10 protein-coding genes are annotated in these 18,302 nt (G+C 57.8%); 5 read left to right on the top strand and 5 right to left on the bottom strand.

What is annotated here, in order from left to right; translation table 11 throughout:
* Window position 1: 1 nt before the first annotated feature.
* Window positions 2-2,857 carry a M16 family metallopeptidase gene (locus E1N14_RS19645; RefSeq protein WP_037437348.1) on the top strand — a complete coding sequence of 952 codons (2,856 nt, stop codon included), beginning with the start codon at window positions 2-4 and terminating at the stop codon, window positions 2,855-2,857.
* Window positions 2,858-2,992: 135 nt separating this feature from the next.
* Here E1N14_RS19645 and pbpC read toward each other — a convergent pair whose 3' ends face one another.
* From pbpC to prmA, 5 genes are all read right to left on the bottom strand, one after another.
* A complete protein-coding gene (gene pbpC, locus E1N14_RS19640; protein ID WP_025011340.1) occupies window positions 2,993-5,278 on the bottom strand; it encodes a penicillin-binding protein 1C in 2,286 nt (761 codons plus the stop codon).
* Complete coding sequence (locus E1N14_RS19635) at window positions 5,275-10,833, bottom strand: MG2 domain-containing protein (RefSeq protein ID WP_247601037.1); 5,559 nt, start codon at window positions 10,831-10,833, stop codon at window positions 5,275-5,277. The genes pbpC and E1N14_RS19635 overlap by 4 nt, the downstream gene beginning before the upstream one ends.
* Before the next feature lie 371 nt (window positions 10,834-11,204).
* Window positions 11,205-11,510, bottom strand: a complete 306-nt coding sequence (gene fis, locus E1N14_RS19630; protein WP_025011339.1) for a DNA-binding transcriptional regulator Fis — start codon at window positions 11,508-11,510, stop codon at window positions 11,205-11,207.
* A gap of 14 nt (window positions 11,511-11,524) precedes the next feature.
* Window positions 11,525-12,496, bottom strand: a complete 972-nt coding sequence (dusB, locus tag E1N14_RS19625) for a tRNA dihydrouridine synthase DusB (RefSeq protein WP_025011338.1) — start codon at window positions 12,494-12,496, stop codon at window positions 11,525-11,527.
* Window positions 12,497-12,648: 152 nt separating this feature from the next.
* Window positions 12,649-13,530: a 50S ribosomal protein L11 methyltransferase gene (gene prmA, locus E1N14_RS19620; protein ID WP_025011337.1), complete on the bottom strand. Its 882-nt coding sequence runs from the start codon at window positions 13,528-13,530 to the stop codon at window positions 12,649-12,651.
* Between the two features lie 351 nt (window positions 13,531-13,881).
* On the opposite strand from prmA, the gene E1N14_RS19615 reads away from it, so the two are divergent.
* The 4 genes from E1N14_RS19615 (at window position 13,882) to E1N14_RS19600 (ending at window position 18,221) form a co-directional block, all read left to right on the top strand.
* A complete protein-coding gene (locus E1N14_RS19615; RefSeq protein ID WP_025011336.1) occupies window positions 13,882-14,607 on the top strand; it encodes a fumarate reductase cytochrome b subunit in 726 nt (241 codons plus the stop codon).
* Between the two features lie 130 nt (window positions 14,608-14,737).
* A complete protein-coding gene (locus E1N14_RS19610) occupies window positions 14,738-15,403 on the top strand; it encodes a fumarate reductase cytochrome b subunit (protein WP_025011335.1) in 666 nt (221 codons plus the stop codon).
* A gap of 65 nt (window positions 15,404-15,468) precedes the next feature.
* Window positions 15,469-17,496 carry a fumarate reductase flavoprotein subunit gene (locus E1N14_RS19605; protein ID WP_062793750.1) on the top strand — a complete coding sequence of 676 codons (2,028 nt, stop codon included), beginning with the start codon at window positions 15,469-15,471 and terminating at the stop codon, window positions 17,494-17,496.
* Window positions 17,493-18,221 carry a fumarate reductase iron-sulfur subunit gene (locus E1N14_RS19600; RefSeq protein WP_025011334.1) on the top strand — a complete coding sequence of 243 codons (729 nt, stop codon included), beginning with the start codon at window positions 17,493-17,495 and terminating at the stop codon, window positions 18,219-18,221. Before E1N14_RS19605 ends, E1N14_RS19600 begins: the two co-directional genes overlap by 4 nt.
* Window positions 18,222-18,302 lie beyond the last annotated feature (81 nt).

Here is an 18,302-nt window from a genome sequence, read left to right as displayed (position 1 = left end):
AATGAAACCCTTGATAGTATGTTTGCTGGCCGGTTTGCTGCTGGCTTGCCAAAGCACTACTGAGCCGAAACCACAGTCACAACTAAAGTCAACTTCACAGCAACCACTCGCCGAGGGCAGCTTGCCACTGAGGCCAGATCTGCAAACTTATACCTTGGCCAACGGTTTACAGGTGATGCTGCTGCCCAGGAAAGATCCGCGGCAAAATGTGGAACTCAGGCTGCTGGTCAAGGCCGGCTCGCTGCAGGAAACTGACGCCCAGCAAGGCTTGGCCCATTTTGTTGAACACATGGCGTTCAAGGGCACAGAGGCGTTTGCGGATCAGCAAAGCTTTAAACAACTGGAGCAGCAGGGGATCAGCCTTGGTAGTCATGTCAATGCGGTAACCAGCTTTGCTTCCACCGTCTATAAGTTGTCTTTACCCGCCCCCGATGAGCAGCAAGTGGCGTTGGGACTGAAAATCTTATCCCAGTGGGGCCATAAGCTGACATTCGATCCCCAGGCGTTTGAGCGCGAGCGGGAAGTGATCATCGAAGAGTGGCGTCTGCGTCAGGGGCTAGGGCAGAGGATTAACAGCGCCCTGGAGCAACTGCGTTATCAAGGCAGCGAACTGGCCGAGCGTAATCCCATAGGCCTGCCCGAAGTGATCCGCAATGCGCCTGTGACCCTGGCCAAGCAGTATTATCAGGACTGGTATCAGCCGCAGAATATGGTGCTGATGATGGCCGGTGAATTCGATGTCGAAGACGCTCGGCAGCATATCGAGCATTTCTTCGGGCCTATGGCGAAGGGCGACAGCAAAGTCGCCGCCGACTGGGGCTGTTTCGATTCCTCTGCTGCCGAGGTGCAACTGCAAACTGTGTTGGATCCCGAGCAATCGCAGCGTTTTATCCAACTCATGCTGCAACAGCCCTTGCCCGCGCCGCTCAATAGTGTCAACGGCCAATGGCGGGATCTGCTCGACAGGCTCTGGCTGGCGGTACTGAATCGTCGTCTCGGCCTGATGGTGGATGAACAGCTGTTTGCCAAGGCGCAGCTCGGCGATCAGAGTGCGGTGCTGTCGCCCTCGCGAATTCAGCATCTGGCGATTCTGCACCCGCTCGATGCCGACTATGGCACAGCGTTGCAGCGCTTTGCCACCGAACTCAAACGTTTGGCGAGCCAAGGGGTGAGCCAAGCTGAGCTGGATGCCGTCAAGGCGCCCTTGCTGGCGCGCTTGCAACAGCAGGCGCTGAGCGAGTCGCGCTATGACAGCGGTTATCTGCTTGAGCAACTGACCAATGCCGTCAGCTTTCAAATGCCTATGCTGAACAAGCAGCAAGAGTGGCAGATGACCCAGACCTTCCTCGCCGAGGTCACACCCGAGCATCTGCAGGCGGCGGTGCAGTCTTTGCTGCAACAGGCCGAGGTCAAAATTGCCCTCATAGGGCCGGACACAGACGCCGAAAAGCTCAATAAAAATAGCCTGCTGACCGCCTGGCAGCAAGGGCTGGCGAGCACGCCAGGCGCCTTTGCGCTCAAACCCAGGCAACTGACACTGGACTTAACGCCGCCTGCGATGAATAAGGTCGTGGATAGAGCATTACTGCCGGCGCTTGGCGCCTTGCCCAAGGTTCGCAGCGAGCGCTGGCAACTGGCCAATGGCCTGACCTTGCTGCTGCACAGCGATCCTATGCTGACCGATAACATTCAGCTGGATCTGCGCCTTCCCGGTGGTCGCTCTCTGGAGAACCACAACACCAAGGGCTATGTCAGCCAGGCGCTTTACCTGCCATCCTCCTGCGGTATCGGCGAATATTCGGGCCGGGATCTGCTGGCCTTGCAGAAGCAATACGGCATCAGCATCACCCCCTATGCCGAGCTGCTGCATCATGGCCTGCGTGGTCAGGCATCCGCCGATACCCTGGCGCCGCTGCTCAAGTTATTTGCCCTGCGTTTGACTCAACCCAAGTATTGCCAGGAGGCCTTGAGCAGGCAGCTTGAGGCCATTCAGCAACAGCGGAATCATATGCCCGCCGAGCGGCGCTTTATGGATGCCATCACACAAGCCGCCTTTGAGAACGGAGAGCTGCTCTTGATGCAGGGCAGTGACCCTGCATCAGAGCTGGCAAGGCTTGAGCAATTAGATAGGCAACTGTTGGATGACCCGGGCACCATGGTGCTGAGCATCAGCGGCAATCTGCCGCTCAAGCAATTGGGCGAGCAGGCCAACCTCTGGTTCGGTTATCTTGCCAAACAGGAAGGCAAAACAGCGCAGAGCTGGACTGATCGCAACATTCGCCCCAAGGCCGAGTCTATGGAGCGCCGTTACCCCTGGAGCAGCAGCCCGAAAACCATGGTGCAAATCCAATACAGTCAGGATGCGAAGTGGAGTGCGGCAAACAGCATGGCGATGCAACTGATAGAACAGGTGCTGAACCAAAGGCTGCGGCAGAAACTGCGCACCGAGGCTTCCGGTGTTTATGTGATCCAGATGTCGCAGCTATTGGCGCGTGACCCGGCGGCTTATTATCTGGGACGGCTCAACTTCACCGCGGCGCCTGAGCGGGCCGAGGCGCTGGCCGCAGACGCCGATACTGTAGTGCAGCATCTGGTGCGCGAAGGCATGAGTGTGGCCGAGTTCAAACAGGCCAGGCAAACCCTGGCCGTGTTGCAGCATCAACAGCGCCAAAGCGCCGCTTTTTGGAGCGCCGCTCTGGCACAGACCATGGCCGATGAAGGGCGACTTCAGGAGCTGGCTGAGACTGATAACACGCTGAATAAGCTGACGTTGGAACAGACCAATCAGTTGCTGCAACAACTCTTGGGACAGCATAAGAAGGTCTTTATGTTGGAGCCGGCAGCAACACAAGCTTAGCGAGAAAGCTTATCGATTGGCTCATGCCAAGGCTTAAGCCTTGGTCTTACACTCTGAATGGAAAAGGCTGGTCGGAAACGATCAGCCTTTTGTTTGCGTGTCGCAGAAATGAGCCTTGCCACCAAGGGAGAGGGCTCAAGGCAGCATATCTACTCGAAGTAGTCTGCTGGCGCTGCGGCCTTTGTCGTCGCTGACCGATAACTGGAAGCGTCCTGCTCTGGGCGGGCGCCATTCCAGGGTTTGGCCCGGCAGGCTCTGGCCGAGCAGGCTGTTACCGGCAAACCAGTAGAGTATTTGGCTGTCGGAGGCGGCGTCGGCCTTGAGGGCTATGTGTTCATTGGCCACGCTTTGGCGCAGGCTGTAGGTGACGCCCTTCAAGGGGGAGCGGATAAGCGGGGCCGAGTAGCTGACCGCGACTCTTTGGCTGCAGGCGACCGGAAGCTCCGGCGGCCTCCTGCGGGGTAAACCTGCCTGCTCGAACAGGGCCGCCAAGTCTGATGGCCAGAAGGCAAACACCTCCTGGTGGTGAATTGCCGAGTCGTAGGGCGGGCAGACGGCGGCGCCGGTTTTGTTATCCAGCCACACGGGGCGATGCAAGTTGGAGATCTTGATGGGGGAAACTCCCGGGATATACCAGCCATCGACCAATTTGGGGCACCAAGGGTTGGGCAGCTCGCCGGAGGCGGCGCAGAAGGCTACCTTTTTCACCGTATCCGGTGGCGTATTGGCCATGTCGGCCGTGCCGGGCAGCGCGCCCTGCAAGGCATCGCTGAGGGCGAAGAACAGGGGCCCGGCGGTACGGACGCCGACAAAGGCCGGGTTGGGGGTGGCATCGAAGTTACCCACCCAGACCACCAACACATAGGGGCCTGTGATACCGGCGCTCCAGGCATCGCGATACCCCCAGGAGGTGCCTGTTTTCCAGGCCACTGTCCAGTTGCTGCCGGGCAGGCCGTCGGCGCGGGGGTTGTCCTTGAGTATGTCCCGCACCATAAAGGCAGCGGCCGGGCTCAGCAACCTCTTTCCTTGCGGGTTGATGGGCTGGCTTTGTTGATCCCGCAGCGGGTAGTCATGGCCCTGGCTCGCCAGCATCAGGTACAGCCGCGCCAGCTCCGCCATGGTCAGCTCACCGCCGCCCAGCGCCAGGGATAAACCATAATGACTTTCACCCCTGAGCCCCTGAATACCGGCCTGGCGCAGGAAGCCGTAGAGATTGGGTTGGTTCACTTGTCCTGCTAGCCACACGGCCGGTAGATTGCGGCTCTTGACCAGGGCGTCGTGGGCGCTGATGGGGCCGGTAAATCTGTGGTCAAAGTTCTCCGGTTGGAAACTGCCAAAGGCGGTGGGCGCATCCTTGAGTATGCTCAGCGGATGTATGAGCCCCTGATCTATGCCCAGGCCAAACAGAAATGGCTTCAGGGTTGAACCCGGCGAGCGGCGGGCGGTGACGCCGTCCACCTGGCCTTGGATATCGGTATCGAAGAAGTCTGCCGAGCCTATCCAGGCTTTGATGCTCTGATCGCGGCTGTCCACCAGGATTGCGGCGGCATTCTTGACCCCCAGATGGCGCTGGCTTTCGATATACAGCCCAAGGCGCCGCTCCAGCAAGGTCTGCAGGCTGACGTCCAGAGTGCTGTGAATTTGGGTGTCACTATTATCCCGCAGCAGGCGGCGGCTGAAATGCGGCGCTAGAAATGGCCGCTCAGTGCGATCATGGCCGATGGCGGTGAGGGTCAACAGGCCGTTGTTGCGGGGATCGTCGCGATAGCTTTGCTGCCAGAGCAACGCCAGACGGTCGCGGGCATCCTGAAAGTCGGCACCGAAACGGGCGCGGCGCGCCGGGCTTTGCGGCATGACCGCCAGGCTGAGGGCTTCACTGAGTGAAAGTTGACCGGCGTCTTTATGAAAGTAGATGCGGCTGGCAGCGCCAACACCTTCAATATTGCCGCCCATGGGCGCCAGATTGAGATAGGCCTCGAGAATATCATGCTTGGAGTAACGCAGCTCCAACCAGAGCGCCGCCAGCATCTGCTGCAATTTCCCGGCAACCTGGCGGCTGTTGATGTTGTAAACCCGCCGGGCCAGCTGCATGGTCAGGGTCGAAGCGCCCTGGCGATCATCCTTAAGATAGGTAGCGACTGTCGCCCTGGCGGTGGCCGCCGGGTTGATGCCGGGGTGGAAGTAAAAATAGCGGTCTTCCTTGAGCAAGATGGCTTGCACCATGTTGTCTGAAACCCCTTCCAGGGGTTGCCAGAGCCGATACTGGCCATCACTGGCCAGCGTCAACCGCAGCAGACTGCCATCGGCGGCCAACACCATGCGGGAACTGGGCGCCAGCTTTGAAAAAGGTTGTGCCTGCCAGAGTCTCAGCCCCAGCAGCAAGGCTGCCAGGGCCAGCAGGCACAAATAGCGGCGTTTCATGGCGCTTCAATCACCAACTCACCACTTGGGCCCTGAGCCTGAACCAGGGGATCATACAGCCCCTCGGCATAGGCGGGCGGCACCTGGAACTGGCCGACATTGGTGGCCCGTACCTTGTAGACAAAGGTTTTGGCATCGCGCCAGGCGGTACCGTAGAGTACCAGGCGGTCTTCACGAACATTGAGCCACTGTGGCGACCAGTCGCTGTGCTGAGCCATCCCCACAGGCGGCTGCCAGCCGTCGAAGCTGTCACCCTTGTCACGATAAACCGGCTCCACGCCGCCGGGCAGCAGATCTATTAGAACCACCTGCTGCAACTTGTCCATATCTGTGGCGCGCAGCCGCAGCCTGACCAGGAATTCATCCCCGACCTTGACCTTGCCAAGAGGTTGCTGTTCCAGGGTCAGATAGTCGCGGCTCACCTCCAGCCCCTGGCTGAAAGGCTTGGCCGGGCTTTGGTCAAATCCCTGCTGGCTGAGAAGATAGAAGGCATCATTAGTGCCGGTTTTCTGGTATTTCACCTCTTCACTGCCGAGGGGCAGCTGGGCCTTGGGTAGACTCAGTGCCTGCCAGGCCTTATCGACCAGGGCTTGCATGGCCAGCCCCTGATCGCCACGGGAGTTATCCAGAGCGGTCAGCGCCCGCACCAGAGTACCGGCAGACAGCGAGCTGTAACGCTGCTCGCTGAGCCACTGACCCATGCGCGGCAGCAGCTGTTTCGGCAGGTCATCCAGGCGCTGTGGCGCCTGACGGGCGATGAGTGTCAGCAGCTGGGCATCGTGCACCATGGGATCCAGGTAGAGGCCTAGGCGCTGGGGCTTATCCTCAAGCAGCTGCCACTTCTGCGCCTGCCACAGCGGCTCGGCCAATTGTTGCTGCTGCATCAGGGTAAAGCTGGCGGCCAGCCAGGCACTGGCGATGTCTGCTTGCCAATCCTTGGGATAGTAGCGCTGCAAACGCTCGCGGATGTCGGCCAGGGCGCCGCTTACCTGCACCCCCTGGCGGGCCAGCAGATACGCGCCATAGGCACGCTCGCGCAGCTCATCCAGGCCGCTGCTGGGGCCGGAGCTCACGCTCGACAGATAGCTGTTGGCCTTGTCCAGTAGATCCTGGGGCACGGGGTAACCCTGGGCCTTGGCGTCCAGCAGCATGTCTACCACATACAAGGCCACCATAGGCTCGACTATCGGGTTGGCGGCCCAGAGACCGAAGCCGCCGCTGCTGTTCTGGCGGCTACGCAACTGGCCAATGAGTTGGTTAAAGTCATTGAGATTATCCTGAGGCTTGCCCAGTAGTAGCGCAGGTACGGCTTTGGATACCAACTGCTCGGTACAGGCGTGAGGATAGTTGTCCAGATAGTGGCTCAGCCCCTGAGCCCACACCAGCGGGCTGTTGCCAAGGGCCGCTTCCACCTTGCTGAACGGCGTAAACAGCTGACGGTCAAGTTTGAGCTTGGCTTCGGAGCGGTCGAGCACAGCCGTGGCCAGGGTTAAACGGTGGGGCGTTAACGGCCGCACCGAGATGCTCTCGCTGATCTTGAGCTCGCCTTCGCTGGTGGCGAGTTTCCAGTGGAGCTCCCCTTGACCCAGATTTTCGCCTGCCTTGACGGCAAAGTGCGCCGTGGCCTCTCGGCCCGGTTCGATATGGAACTGCTGCGGTTGCAAGTCGCTGCGAAGGGCGCCGCTCAGGCTGAGGGTCAGGGTAACATCTTGCGCTTCGGCTTCTGTGTTATAGAGTCCCACAGTCACATCGGCGCTGTCGCCGGGTGCCAGGAAAGCCGGCACATTGGGGCTCATCACCACAGGCGCCTTAACCGCGACACTGGCCTCGCTGGTGCCTATGCCGCCTTCGGTGGCACTGACGGCAAAGAAGCGGATACTGCCGTTGAAGCTGTCGGGCACAGTATATTGCAGCCGCTGCTCTCCGGCAGCCAACTCACGAATACCCGACCAGTAGACCACAGGCTTGGCGCGTTTGCGCTTGAAGGGGTTGAGGTTGGCTGCCAGCAGCGCTGCGGCGTCACCTCCGGGTGCGGCCTGGCGCATCAGCACCTTGAGATCCGGCAGCAGTAGGTCGAGAATTTGGCTCGAATCTACGCTAAGAGCCTTCTTGTCGAAGAAGTGCGCCAGTGGATCCGGCGCTTCATAGCGGGCCACCTGCAAAATACCGGCATCAACCCCGAATACCACGACTCTGGCTTTGCTTGGCAGCTTGAGGTCGATATCCAGTTGCGTCCCGGGTTTAACCTTTTCCGGCAGGCTCAGGGCGATGGCCTGACGCCGCTCACCGAGATCCACCTTAAAGGGTTTCACGGCATAGGACAGCGGGCTCATAAAGACTTCTTCCGAGTCCGGTGCCCGCAGGAACTGCACATTGATATAGGCATTGCCCTCAATGCCTTGCGGCAGGGTAATGCTTTGCAACGAACGGGTGCTGTCGGCCTTGAACCATTTGAAGGCGTAGACCTTGTCTCTCTCTATGGTGATGAGTCCGGCGCCGCTGTAAGGGGCCTGAATCGCTACCTGAATGCTTTCACCCGGCAGATATTCTGCTTTGTTTAGCGTCAGTTCCAGCTCGGCGTTGCGCTCCAGCGTGCGACTGGCGTTGCCGCTGCCGGCAACGCTGTAATCTATTTGGTTCAACTGGCGGCCGTTTTCATCCAGCAGTCGCAGGCGGTAATCACCCGGCTCCCTGGTGTCGAGTTCCAATTGGCCACCGCTTGCGGCCAGACTCAGGGCAGTGCTGCCCAGCAGTTTGTCTTTGCGGCGTGATTCATAGCGGTAGGTGCCGTCATTCTGTTTCACCAACACAGACACCCAGCGCCTGGCGATACGCTCGACTTTGAGCTCAGTAGCCACACCTTGAAGGTCCTGGCCAACGGCTTGCAGGTTCAGCACACGCTTGCCGTCTTTGCTGATGAAGTCCAGATCGCCATCGCTCTTGTAGCCCAGTAACCAGTCGGCATCGGATACCAGTAGCTGGTTTTGGGCGCTGACACCGTGGCCTGAGCCGGCTTCAAATACCCGAGCCAGCAAGTGCAGCTTGTAAGTGCTGCCGGCAAAGCGGTCCAGCGCCAAGTCCAGGCTGGCCTTGCCTTCGCCGTCTGTGGTGGTTTCGCTCAAGTCTTCGCGGAACGATTCCTTGAGCTTGCCCAATACCCCAAAGCGATAGCCGGGCCAGGCTTTGAAGCTAATATCTGTTGGTGACAGCACCATCTCGCCGCTGACTCGGCGATCGCTCGCCGGGCCACCGAAGAGTTGCTCGGCCAAGACCTCGGCCTTGAGTTGCTGCGGCTTGCGCCAGCCTTCAAACTGCTTGTCGGTGCCCAGAGAGACCCGCACCTTAATGCGATCCGGCTCGAAGTCGCGCACCTTGAAGGTGACATCCCCAAGACGCGTGAGGCGGTATCTGTCTTTGATGAGGGACAGAGTGGCGAGATAGTCACCGGCAACCGCGGTTTCACCGGCGCTGAAATCCAGGCTGTCAAAGCCGCTGCCATCGAGTTTGAAGGTGCGATCCAGCACGGTTACACCGCGGGGGTCGGTGATCTGCATTTTCACCGGCAGGCCACCCAGGGCGGTACTCCAGTCCTGACCCCGCACCAAACTGGCGATATGGGCCGTCTCACCGGGGCGATACAGCCCGCGGTCGGTGAAGATGTAGGCTCTCAGGGCGCCGGGATCGTCGCTCTCGTAGCTGCCGCCGGTATCGAAACGGGACAGATTGAGCTGGCGACGCCAATCAGCCAGCGGCAAGAAGGAGAGATCGCCATCCTTTTCGACCCGATAGTAGAGCGGGGTCTTTTCCCGGCGCAGATCGCCAAGCTTGGCAAAGCTTGCATGACCGCGTTCATCGGTCAAAGCCTCGGCTACCGCTAAACCGTTGCGGCCGATGACGGCCACCCGGGCTCCTGCCACCGGAGTCCCCTTGCCGAGTGATTGCACGAACAGATCCTGGCTGCCATCACGGCTGCGTTTGGCGAGTATGCCCAGATCTGTCACGACCACAAAGCGCAGATCGTGGGCCTCGGTTTGGTAATAGTCGAAGGTTTGGCTGTCTCTTTCATCGGCCGGAGTAAGCTTGACCACAAAGATGCCGCGCTTGTCCTTGAAGAAGGGCTTAAGGTCGACGCTGCCGTATAGCGTCTTACTGGGATCGCGCCCGGCAAGCTGTTGCTTGAACACCTGACGGGTGACCAAACGGTCGAAATCTGTATTGTTGAGGTAGGGCTCGGCAAAGCTGCCCGAGCTTTGATCTATCAGGGCATTGAGCTGGTCAGGCAGTAGCTGGGCGACCTCAATTTGCACCTTTTGCACACCACGGGCCAGATAGCCGAGGCGCTGATCTTCGTCCAGCGTCAGCAAGGAGCCTTCGCCGAGGAAATTGAGCGCCTTGGGATATTGCGGCATTCGCAGCACAGTCAGCACGGCATCGCGGGACAGATAACCCCCTTGGCCTTCGACTTCCTTATCCACCATTACCGCCACGTAGCGATCGACCGGAGCTTTCAGCTTGAAGCTGTGCAACTGGTTGAGGCCTTCGGCACCGGGGATCTGGGTCAAGGTCAGTTTGTCGGCCTTGGCCAGTACCTGTTCGGTGACATTTTCCTGATACCAGTGACGGCTTCCCTTGGGATTTTTCACCGGCAGCAACCAGGCATGTACCTTGCCTTGAAGCGCTTCGTCGTTGACCGGACGTGAGCTTTCCATCGTCAGCACCGGCTCGGGTTCATCCTTGTCGTTGTAGGCGAAGTTGACCTGAGCCTGTTTAAAGCTCAGCTGATAACGGCCGGGAACCTCTACTTGCCATTGGCTCTTGCCTGCCTTGTTGCCGCCGCTGGCCGCCTGGATCCCTTTGCTGACTTCCAGGGTTACAGTGCTCTGCTCAAGTGGCGTGGCGAGCGCAGGAGAATGTATGTAAGCGAACAGATGCTTGTCGTCGAAGGTGACTTCGGTATCGCCATTGCCGCTGTAGGTCAAGCCGGGGCTCAGCAATATCGCCAGTTGGGGTTTGACCGAAGCCGTATCCACCGGGTGGCTGAAGGCCAGGGTGGCGACCAGCTTTTGAATACTCGGCTGGGCCGGATCCTGGTACAGGCGCCCCTCAGAGATGGTGGCCGTGAAGGCGGCTGTGCTGAATTCGCTCTGGTATTTATCCAGTAAGATATGGTCTGCCAGCAGCTGTTTCTTATCCAGGCTGACTGCGAACTTTTCCGCAATCGGCCAGTCGTTATCCGGAGTAAATTGCAGATGCTTGTCACTGGCCCAGCGCCACTGCCCGGCGAGTTGGGGGCTGAGGCTGACGCCCTTGGAGACGGGTTTGCCTATGACATCCAAAGGTGCGACCGAACCACTGAAGGTCAGGGTCAAGGGAGCGACCTGAGGTTTGGCCTGGTGGTAATCGGTCAGCCGCGGCGCCTTGAGCGTATAGTGCAGGGTATAGGGCTTGGGTAAATGCTGATACCAATACCAGCCGCCCCAGCAAAGCACAGTCAATACAGATAGCAGCAGTAAACTTCCCAAGGCTTTAAAGGGATGCTTTATGCACCAATGCATCCAGGGCGGAGCCTGCCAGTGACCAAAAACGGCAGCGAGAACTCGCCAAACTACCGAGAAGAAATTTCCTATAAGCTGTCTCATCAGTCCATGTCCTTGCTGTGTCTCGTAGCGCTATCGCCAAGTTGGGTGACGTTTTAAAGATGTCAGTCGCCGATGTCAATCAGACCGGGCCGATGCTGTGATGCCTTATTCGATATCGCCTCTGCAACTGAGACTCCATGGTACAACAATCGGGCTGATTTTTATCCGTGTTACTTTGATAAGTCGGTGGCGATCAACAATATAGTGTCTTTATGGAGGGTAAAACAAAAAAGGCTTACCGTTTTATGGGTAAACCTTTTTAGTTACAGCACCTAGCGAACTGGTTATCAGTTCATGCCGTATTTTTTCAGCTTCTTGCGCAGTGTGCCGCGGTTGATGCCCAGCATGTTGGCGGCGCGGGTCTGGTTGCCACGAGTGTGCTGCATAATGATATCAAGCAGAGGTGCTTCAACTTCGCATAGCACCATTTCATAAACTTCCTGAGCTTCTTGACCGTCCAACTGAGCGAAGAAGTTGCTGACAGCGCGCTTTACAGCGTCGCGCAGTAACTGGGGCTTGATGGTGCCGTTAGCGGTTTCGATTTTGCCTACGGTAAGCTGATGAGCTTCTGTGTGAGTTGTCTGATCAAACATTCGTATTCTGCTCTTTATTTATCTAGTACACATTCATCAAAAAAACGTTCCACCATGGAACATTGTTCTGCAGCGGTTTCCAGCCGGTTAAAGTCGGCACGGAACTGGCGCTGTTCTTCCTGGTCCAGGTACCATCCCATATGTTTTCTGGCGAAGCGGACGCCCTTTACTTCCCCATATAAATCATACAGTTTGGTTAGGTGTTCCAGCATCACTTGACGCTGCTCTGCCATCCCTATGGGCGCTAGCTTGCTACCTGTGTCCAGGTAATGCTGGATCTCTCTGAAAATCCAAGGCCTTCCCTGGGCACCCCGTCCTATCATCAGGGCATCGACACCTGTGTAATCCAGCACGAAACGCGCCTTCTCCGGACTATCGATGTCCCCGTTGGCGACAACAGGAATCGAGACATTCTGTTTGATTGCCTTGATGGTGTCGTACTCGGCATGACCCTTGTACATGCATTGGCGGGTGCGGCCATGAACCGCGAGCGCCGTAATGCCACTCTCTTCGGCAATCCGGGCTATTTGAACACCATTTCTGTGTTCTGGGGCCCAGCCCGTGCGAATCTTCAGCGTTACCGGCACATCCACTGCGGCAACCACGGCATCCAGTATTTTCTTTACCAGTTCCGGCGATTGCAGCAGGGCAGAACCCGCGAGCTTTTTATTCACTTTTTTTGCCGGACAACCCATGTTGATATCTATGATTTGGGCGCCTTGCTCCACATTGTAGCGGGCGGCCCAAGCCATATTATCGGGGTCAGCCCCGGCGATTTGTACTGAGCGTATGCCTTCTTCACCCGAGTGCGTCATTCTCTGGCGGCTCTTGTCTGTGTCCCAAAGGTCGGGATTGGACGAAAGCATCTCTGACACTGCCATGGCAGCACCATAACGGATACAGAGATTGCGAAAGGCCTGATCGGTGACACCTGCCATTGGTGCCACGATCAGCTGATTCTTCAGTTGATAGGGTCCAATCTGCATTTTGCTGTTTCACCTTGCTCTTCAAAGGGGCGCTATAGTACGCCTTTTTGACAGCGGTGAAAAGGTCAATAAATGACCTGAGCAAAACTTTTTTACTTGACTTTTGATTGGTTGGAAGTCAGCGCCAGTGCGCTCTGGCGCCGCCTTTACCGCTATTTGCGTACTCCTGTCAAGCGGCTCCAATCTTCTTTGTGAACGGCTTCGTCCATCTCGAACCATTGAGCGTAAAATTCGCGGATCTCTTCTGCTTGTTCCTGCAGTAAACCGGACAGCGCCAGTTTGCCACCCGGACGAACCAACTCGGCGATCAGGGGGGCCAGTTCCCGCAGCGGTCCGGCCAGAATATTGGCTACCAACACATCGGCCTGAATACCTTTGGGTTGATCTTCAGGTAGATAGAGGCTGAGTCTGTCATCTACGCCGTTGCGCTTGGCATTGTCGCGGGAAGCGTCTATCGCCTGGTAGTCTATGTCTATGCCTATGGCGTTGGTTGCGCCCAGCTTGAGACCGGCGACTGCCAGAATGCCGGAACCGCAGCCGAAGTCGACCAGCTGTTTACCTTGCAGATCCAGGCCATCGAGCCACTCCAGGCACAGGGCCGTTGTGGGATGAGTGCCTGTGCCAAAGGCCAGGCCGGGATCCAGGATAACGTTGACGGCTTCGGGCTCCGGGATTTCACGCCAGCTGGGACAGATCCACAGGCGCTTGCCGAACTGAATAGGGTGGAAGCTGTCCATCCATTCGCGGACCCAGTCTTTATCTTCTATCTGCTCTATCTTGTAGTTCAGCTTGCCTTCGAGGAAGGGCAGTTGCTTGAGCATCTCGACTGTGGGAGTCAAATCTGTGCCGGCATCGAACAAGGCGACCACCACAGTGTCGGCCCACAGCGGGGTTTCGCCCAGTTTGGGCTCAAAAATCGGCGTATCTTTACCATCTTCAAAGGTGATGGACACGCTGCCTTCCTCCAGCAACAGGTCGCTGAGTGTCTCGGCGTGCTCGCTGCTGCTGTGGATGCGTAACTGGATCCAGGGCATGGAATCTTCTCTCGTGGGGGACAATAAAGCGCTATTGTAAGCCATAGGCTGCCGGCCTTGCCAGCACACCGGGGTAAAGAGGGCGGAGTGAAACCCGGTTTCAGGTTTGTTCGGTCAGCGGTTGGATTTACGGTAATTTGCTGTCTTTTTTGTTTTAAAGTTTCAAATAAGCGTTTGATTTGTAGTGGATAATTGGTATTACCTCTGTTTTGCCGCAAGTGGTTTATTTGTGAGCGTGATCAGATAATCCTCCACTTTCGATTGAGGCAGGTCACATTCAGACTCCTTGGGCATTGGCGCAGTTTGGCTGTGAGTTATGTTGTAGATCCCAAGGATCTGTACCCAAAAAACATGCTGACAAAATATCACATCCCCGAGCGCTGGCTCGGTCATGCCAACAGCCACCACTGGTCGGCCAGAGCCGATCGCCTGCAGAGTGCCAGCGGCATTTTGCTGGGCATGTTTCTGTTGGCGCATCTTCACTTTGAATCCAGCATCATGCTGGGTAAAGAGGCTTTCTATAAGGTAGTGCAGGTGCTGGAAGGCGGTTGGTTCAGTGCCAGTGGCCACGGTTACCCACTGCTGACGCAACTCTTCTCTGTGTTTATTCTGCTGGTGGTGATACTGCATGCCGCCATGGCGCTCAGGCGCTTTCCGGCGCAGCTCGGCCAATGGCGGGCGCTGCGCAGCCATCTGCATCTGATCAAACACCGCGACAGCCACGCCTGGTTCTGGCAGTTGGCTACCGGCTTTATCCTGTTCTTCCTGGTGCCCATGCACCTGGTCACCATGATAGCCAATCCGGAAATCGGCCCCAATATGTCGGCCTACCGAGTCTGGCACGACAACACCTGGCTGCTGTATATCCTGCTGCTGCCTGCGGTGGTGATCCACGCCATGATAGGCCTGTATCGGGTGGCGGTGAAATGGGGCCTCAGCTTTAACCGCACTGGCCTGAGAAAAATAGCCAAGCTATTGATTGTATACCTTATTTTGCTTGGTTTAGGCAGTTTGGTGACCTATATGCTGCTAGGTAATGAGCTGAGCCTGCCGCTGCAGCCGTTCGTTCCCGGTTAACTCAATATCAGTTAAAGGTAAATTAACCGGCAGAAGTTTGATCTGCCTCAGGGTTCGTTCGCCCTTTGTGATCCACATTGGTTTTACTATCTTTAAGCGGTTAAGCCATTGGATGACAGGGAGAATACGCATGATACGACTGAGTGAGCGCTGGGGCGGCTGGTTGGATCTGGGGCAGAGTGCTTCAGGCGTGTTGTTGGCGCTGTTTTTGTGGACTCACCTGTTGCTGGTGTCTTCAATATTGCTGGGGGCGCCGGCAATGGAATGGGTGGCCCGCAACATGGAGCTGAGTTTTCTCAGTGACGATGGCCACGGCTATCCCTGGGTGGTGAGCCTGATAGCCATAGCCGTTGCCGGGTTGGCGTTGTTGCATGTGTTGGTGGCCTTGCACAAGTTGCCTCTGTCGCTCAGGCAGCAAAAGGCTCTGAAACAGCAACTAGTGCAAATTGATCATGGCGATACCCGCTTGTGGGTGTGGCAGGCTGCTACCGGAGTGGTGATTTTGCTGTTGCTTCCTGTGCATCTTTGGTTGGTGGGTTCGGCCCCGGAAACCATAGGGCCACAGGGCTCGGCCGACAGGATTTGGAACCAGTATGCCTGGGCCTTGTACCTGCCACTGCTGCTGACAGTGGAGTTACATGCCGCCATAGGACTGTACCGGGTGGCATTGAAATGGGGCGCGGCGCGGGATCTCAACAGCCGGGCGCGCCTTAGAAAAATTAAAACCATACTCAGTGTGGCGTTTGTCGCCGTAGGTCTGGCGTCCTTGCTGGCTTTTTGGCCCCACGCGAGCTGAGTATCGATAACCCAAACAGATAGCTTTAGGGCAAACGGCATTGGGCCGTCCCATAAGGAGTGTGCGTGAAACTCATCTATACGGATTCGTTGGTTGTCGGCGCCGGATTGGCGGGTCTGCGGGTAGCCATCGCTTCCAAAGAGCGTGGCCTGGATACCCTGGTACTGTCGCTGATCCCTGCCAAGCGTTCCCACTCGGCCGCGGCCCAGGGCGGCATGCAGGCCAGTCTCGGCAATACCGTCAAGGGCATGGGCGACAGCGAAGATGTGCATTTTCAGGACACGGTCAAAGGCTCAGACTGGGGCTGCGATCAGCAGGTGGCACGAATGTTCGCCCACTGTGCTCCCAAGGCGGTGCGTGAGCTGGCCAACTGGGGCGTACCCTGGACCAGGGTGACTGCCGGGCCGCGTCAAGTAGTGGTCAATGCCGAAAAAGTAACTCTGGAAGAAGCCGCCGAGGCTCACGGGCTGATCAACGCCCGCGACTTTGGCGGCACCAAGAAATGGCGCACCTGTTACACCGCCGATGGTACCGGCCACTCGCTGCTGTATGCGGTGGACAATAAGGCGATCTCCATGGATATCCCGGTGCATGAGCGGGTCGAGGCGCTGAAACTCATTCACGACGGCAGCCGCTGCCATGGGGTCATTGCCCGCTGTTTGATCACCGGTGAACTCAGGGCCTATATCGCCCGGGCCACCACCATAGCCACAGGTGGCTATGGCCGTATCTATGAGGTGTCCACCAATGCGGTGATCTGTGAGGGCATAGGCCAGGCGCTGGCGCTGGAAACCGGGGTTGCGACCCTTGGCAATATGGAAGCCGTACAGTTCCACCCCACGGCCATAGTGCCCGTGGGCATTCTGACCACAGAGGGTTGCCGTGGAGACGGTGGCTTGCTGCGGGATAAAGACGGCTACCGCTTTATGCCCGACTATGAGCCGGAGAAGAAAGAGCTGGCCTCCCGTGACGTGGTATCACGGCGGATGACAGAACATATGCGTAAGGGCAAGGGAGTCGACAGCCCCTATGGCCCGCACCTGTGGCTGGATATCACCCTGCTGGGGCGCAAGCATGTGGAAACCAACCTGCGGGAAGTCAAAGAGATCTGCGAGAACTTCCTCGGCATAGATCCGGCCGAAGAGTGGATCCCGGTGCGGCCGACCCAGCACTATTCCATGGGCGGCATTCGCACCAATCACACAGGAGAGAGCCCGCAGCTCAAGGGGTTGTTCAGTGTCGGTGAGGCGGCCTGTTGGGACATGCATGGTTTTAACCGTCTGGGCGGGAATTCGCTGGCGGAAACTGTGGTCGGCGGCATGATCATAGGCAAATATGTGGCCGACTTCTGTGAGCAGGAGGAGCTGGTGCTGGATACGGCGCTGGTGCAGCGTTTCCGTGATGAGCTCAACCAGGAGATAGACGAGCTGCTGGCTCGGGAGCAGGGCGAGAGCCCGTTTGAGCTCAAGCGCCTGATGCAAAGAGTGATGATGGACTATGTCGGCATCTTCCGTAACGGCCCTGAGCTGGAAAAGGCGGTGGCCGAACTCAAGGATTTGCTGGCCCGCTCGCGCAATATTGTTGTCACCTGCAAGAAGCGCCACGCCAACCCCGAGTTGGTCGAGGCCCTACGGGTCAGGCGTATGCTTAAGGTGGCGCTGACTGTGGCCTGCGGCGCCCTGGCGCGCACCGAGAGCCGTGGTGCCCATGCCCGCGAGGATTACCCGCAGCGTAACGACAAAGACTGGCTCAGCCGTACCCTGGCCAGCTGGCCGGACGCCGATGCGCTGGAGCCTGTGCTCAGCTACGAGGCGCTGGATGTGATGCAGATGGAACTGCCGCCCGGCTATCGCGGCTATGGTGCCGACAATGCCATTGCCCATCCGGATACCGCCAAACGCGAGCAGGAGATTGCTGCCATTCTCGCGTCTTTGGGGCCGGATGCCGGCGCTGAAGACAAGCAGCGGGCACTGATGCCGTTCGAACTGCCGGAAAGCCTGCGCCCCGGCAACGAGCGCCTGAGCGACCGCCTGGCTTGCCCACAGACTTCAATTCCTTCTCAGCCTAACCCTGCCGGAGATGACAACGCATGAGTGGCCGCACTTTAACCTTCAGGATCTTCCGTTACGACCCACAGCAAGCGGGAGACAAGCCACAAATGGTGGACTATCAGCTGCAAGAAACTCCGGGGATGACGGTATTTATCGCCCTCAATCGCCTCAGGGAGGAGCAGGACCCATCGCTGCAGTTCGACTTTGTCTGTCGCGCCGGGATTTGCGGCAGCTGCGCCATGGTGATCAACGGCTTTCCTACCTTGGCTTGCCGCACCTTGACCGCCAAATATCCAGATGGACTGATCACCCTGATGCCGCTGCCAGGCTTTGAGCTGATAGGGGATCTGTCGGTCAACACAGGCAAGTTTATGCGTGAGCTGGCTGAAAGGCTCAAGCTGTGGCTGCGCCCCAAGCCGGATCAGCAGGATATCCACCATCTGGAAGCCCCGATGGACCCGGAGGAAGCCGCCAGACTCTATGAACTGGAGCGCTGTGTAGAGTGCGGTGTCTGTGTCTCGGCCTGCGCCACCAAGCAGATGCGCGACACCTTTGTTGGCGCCGTCGGCATGATGAAAATCGCCCGCTTCGAGCTGGATAGCCGTGATGCCCGCAGCGCCGAGGACTTCTACCATGTGATAGGCAATCAGGATGGGGTATTCGGTTGTATGACCCTGCTGGGATGTCAGGATAATTGTCCTAAAGACTTGCCCCATATGCAGCAGATAGCCTACCTGCGCCGCAAGATGGCCAGTACCTTGCTTTAAAGTGACTACGCCTTCAGGGAACTATGCCCTCAGAGAACTAAGCCCTTAAAGAGCTAAGCTGAGGTTCAAACAGAAAAGCCC

The sequence above is a fragment of the Shewanella algae genome (assembly GCF_009183365.2).
GTDB lineage: Bacteria > Pseudomonadota > Gammaproteobacteria > Enterobacterales > Shewanellaceae > Shewanella > Shewanella algae.
The sequence above is the reverse complement of the archived record's forward strand: the minus strand, read 5'-3'. Positions and strand labels throughout refer to the sequence as shown.

What these genes read in the sequence shown, in the direction of transcription:
- E1N14_RS19645 (WP_037437348.1), top strand. Translation starts at nt 2, where the DNA reads ATGAAACCCTTGATAGTATGTTTGCTGGCCGGTTTGCTGCTGGCTTGC.
- pbpC (WP_025011340.1), bottom strand. Translation starts at nt 5,278, where the DNA reads ATGAAACGCCGCTATTTGTGCCTGCTGGCCCTGGCAGCCTTGCTGCTG.
- E1N14_RS19635 (WP_247601037.1), bottom strand. Translation starts at nt 10,833, where the DNA reads ATGCATTGGTGCATAAAGCATCCCTTTAAAGCCTTGGGAAGTTTACTG.
- fis (WP_025011339.1), bottom strand. Translation starts at nt 11,510, where the DNA reads ATGTTTGATCAGACAACTCACACAGAAGCTCATCAGCTTACCGTAGGC.
- dusB (WP_025011338.1), bottom strand. Translation starts at nt 12,496, where the DNA reads ATGCAGATTGGACCCTATCAACTGAAGAATCAGCTGATCGTGGCACCA.
- prmA (WP_025011337.1), bottom strand. Translation starts at nt 13,530, where the DNA reads ATGCCCTGGATCCAGTTACGCATCCACAGCAGCAGCGAGCACGCCGAG.
- E1N14_RS19615 (WP_025011336.1), top strand. Translation starts at nt 13,882, where the DNA reads ATGCTGACAAAATATCACATCCCCGAGCGCTGGCTCGGTCATGCCAAC.
- E1N14_RS19610 (WP_025011335.1), top strand. Translation starts at nt 14,738, where the DNA reads ATGATACGACTGAGTGAGCGCTGGGGCGGCTGGTTGGATCTGGGGCAG.
- E1N14_RS19600 (WP_025011334.1), top strand. Translation starts at nt 17,493, where the DNA reads ATGAGTGGCCGCACTTTAACCTTCAGGATCTTCCGTTACGACCCACAG.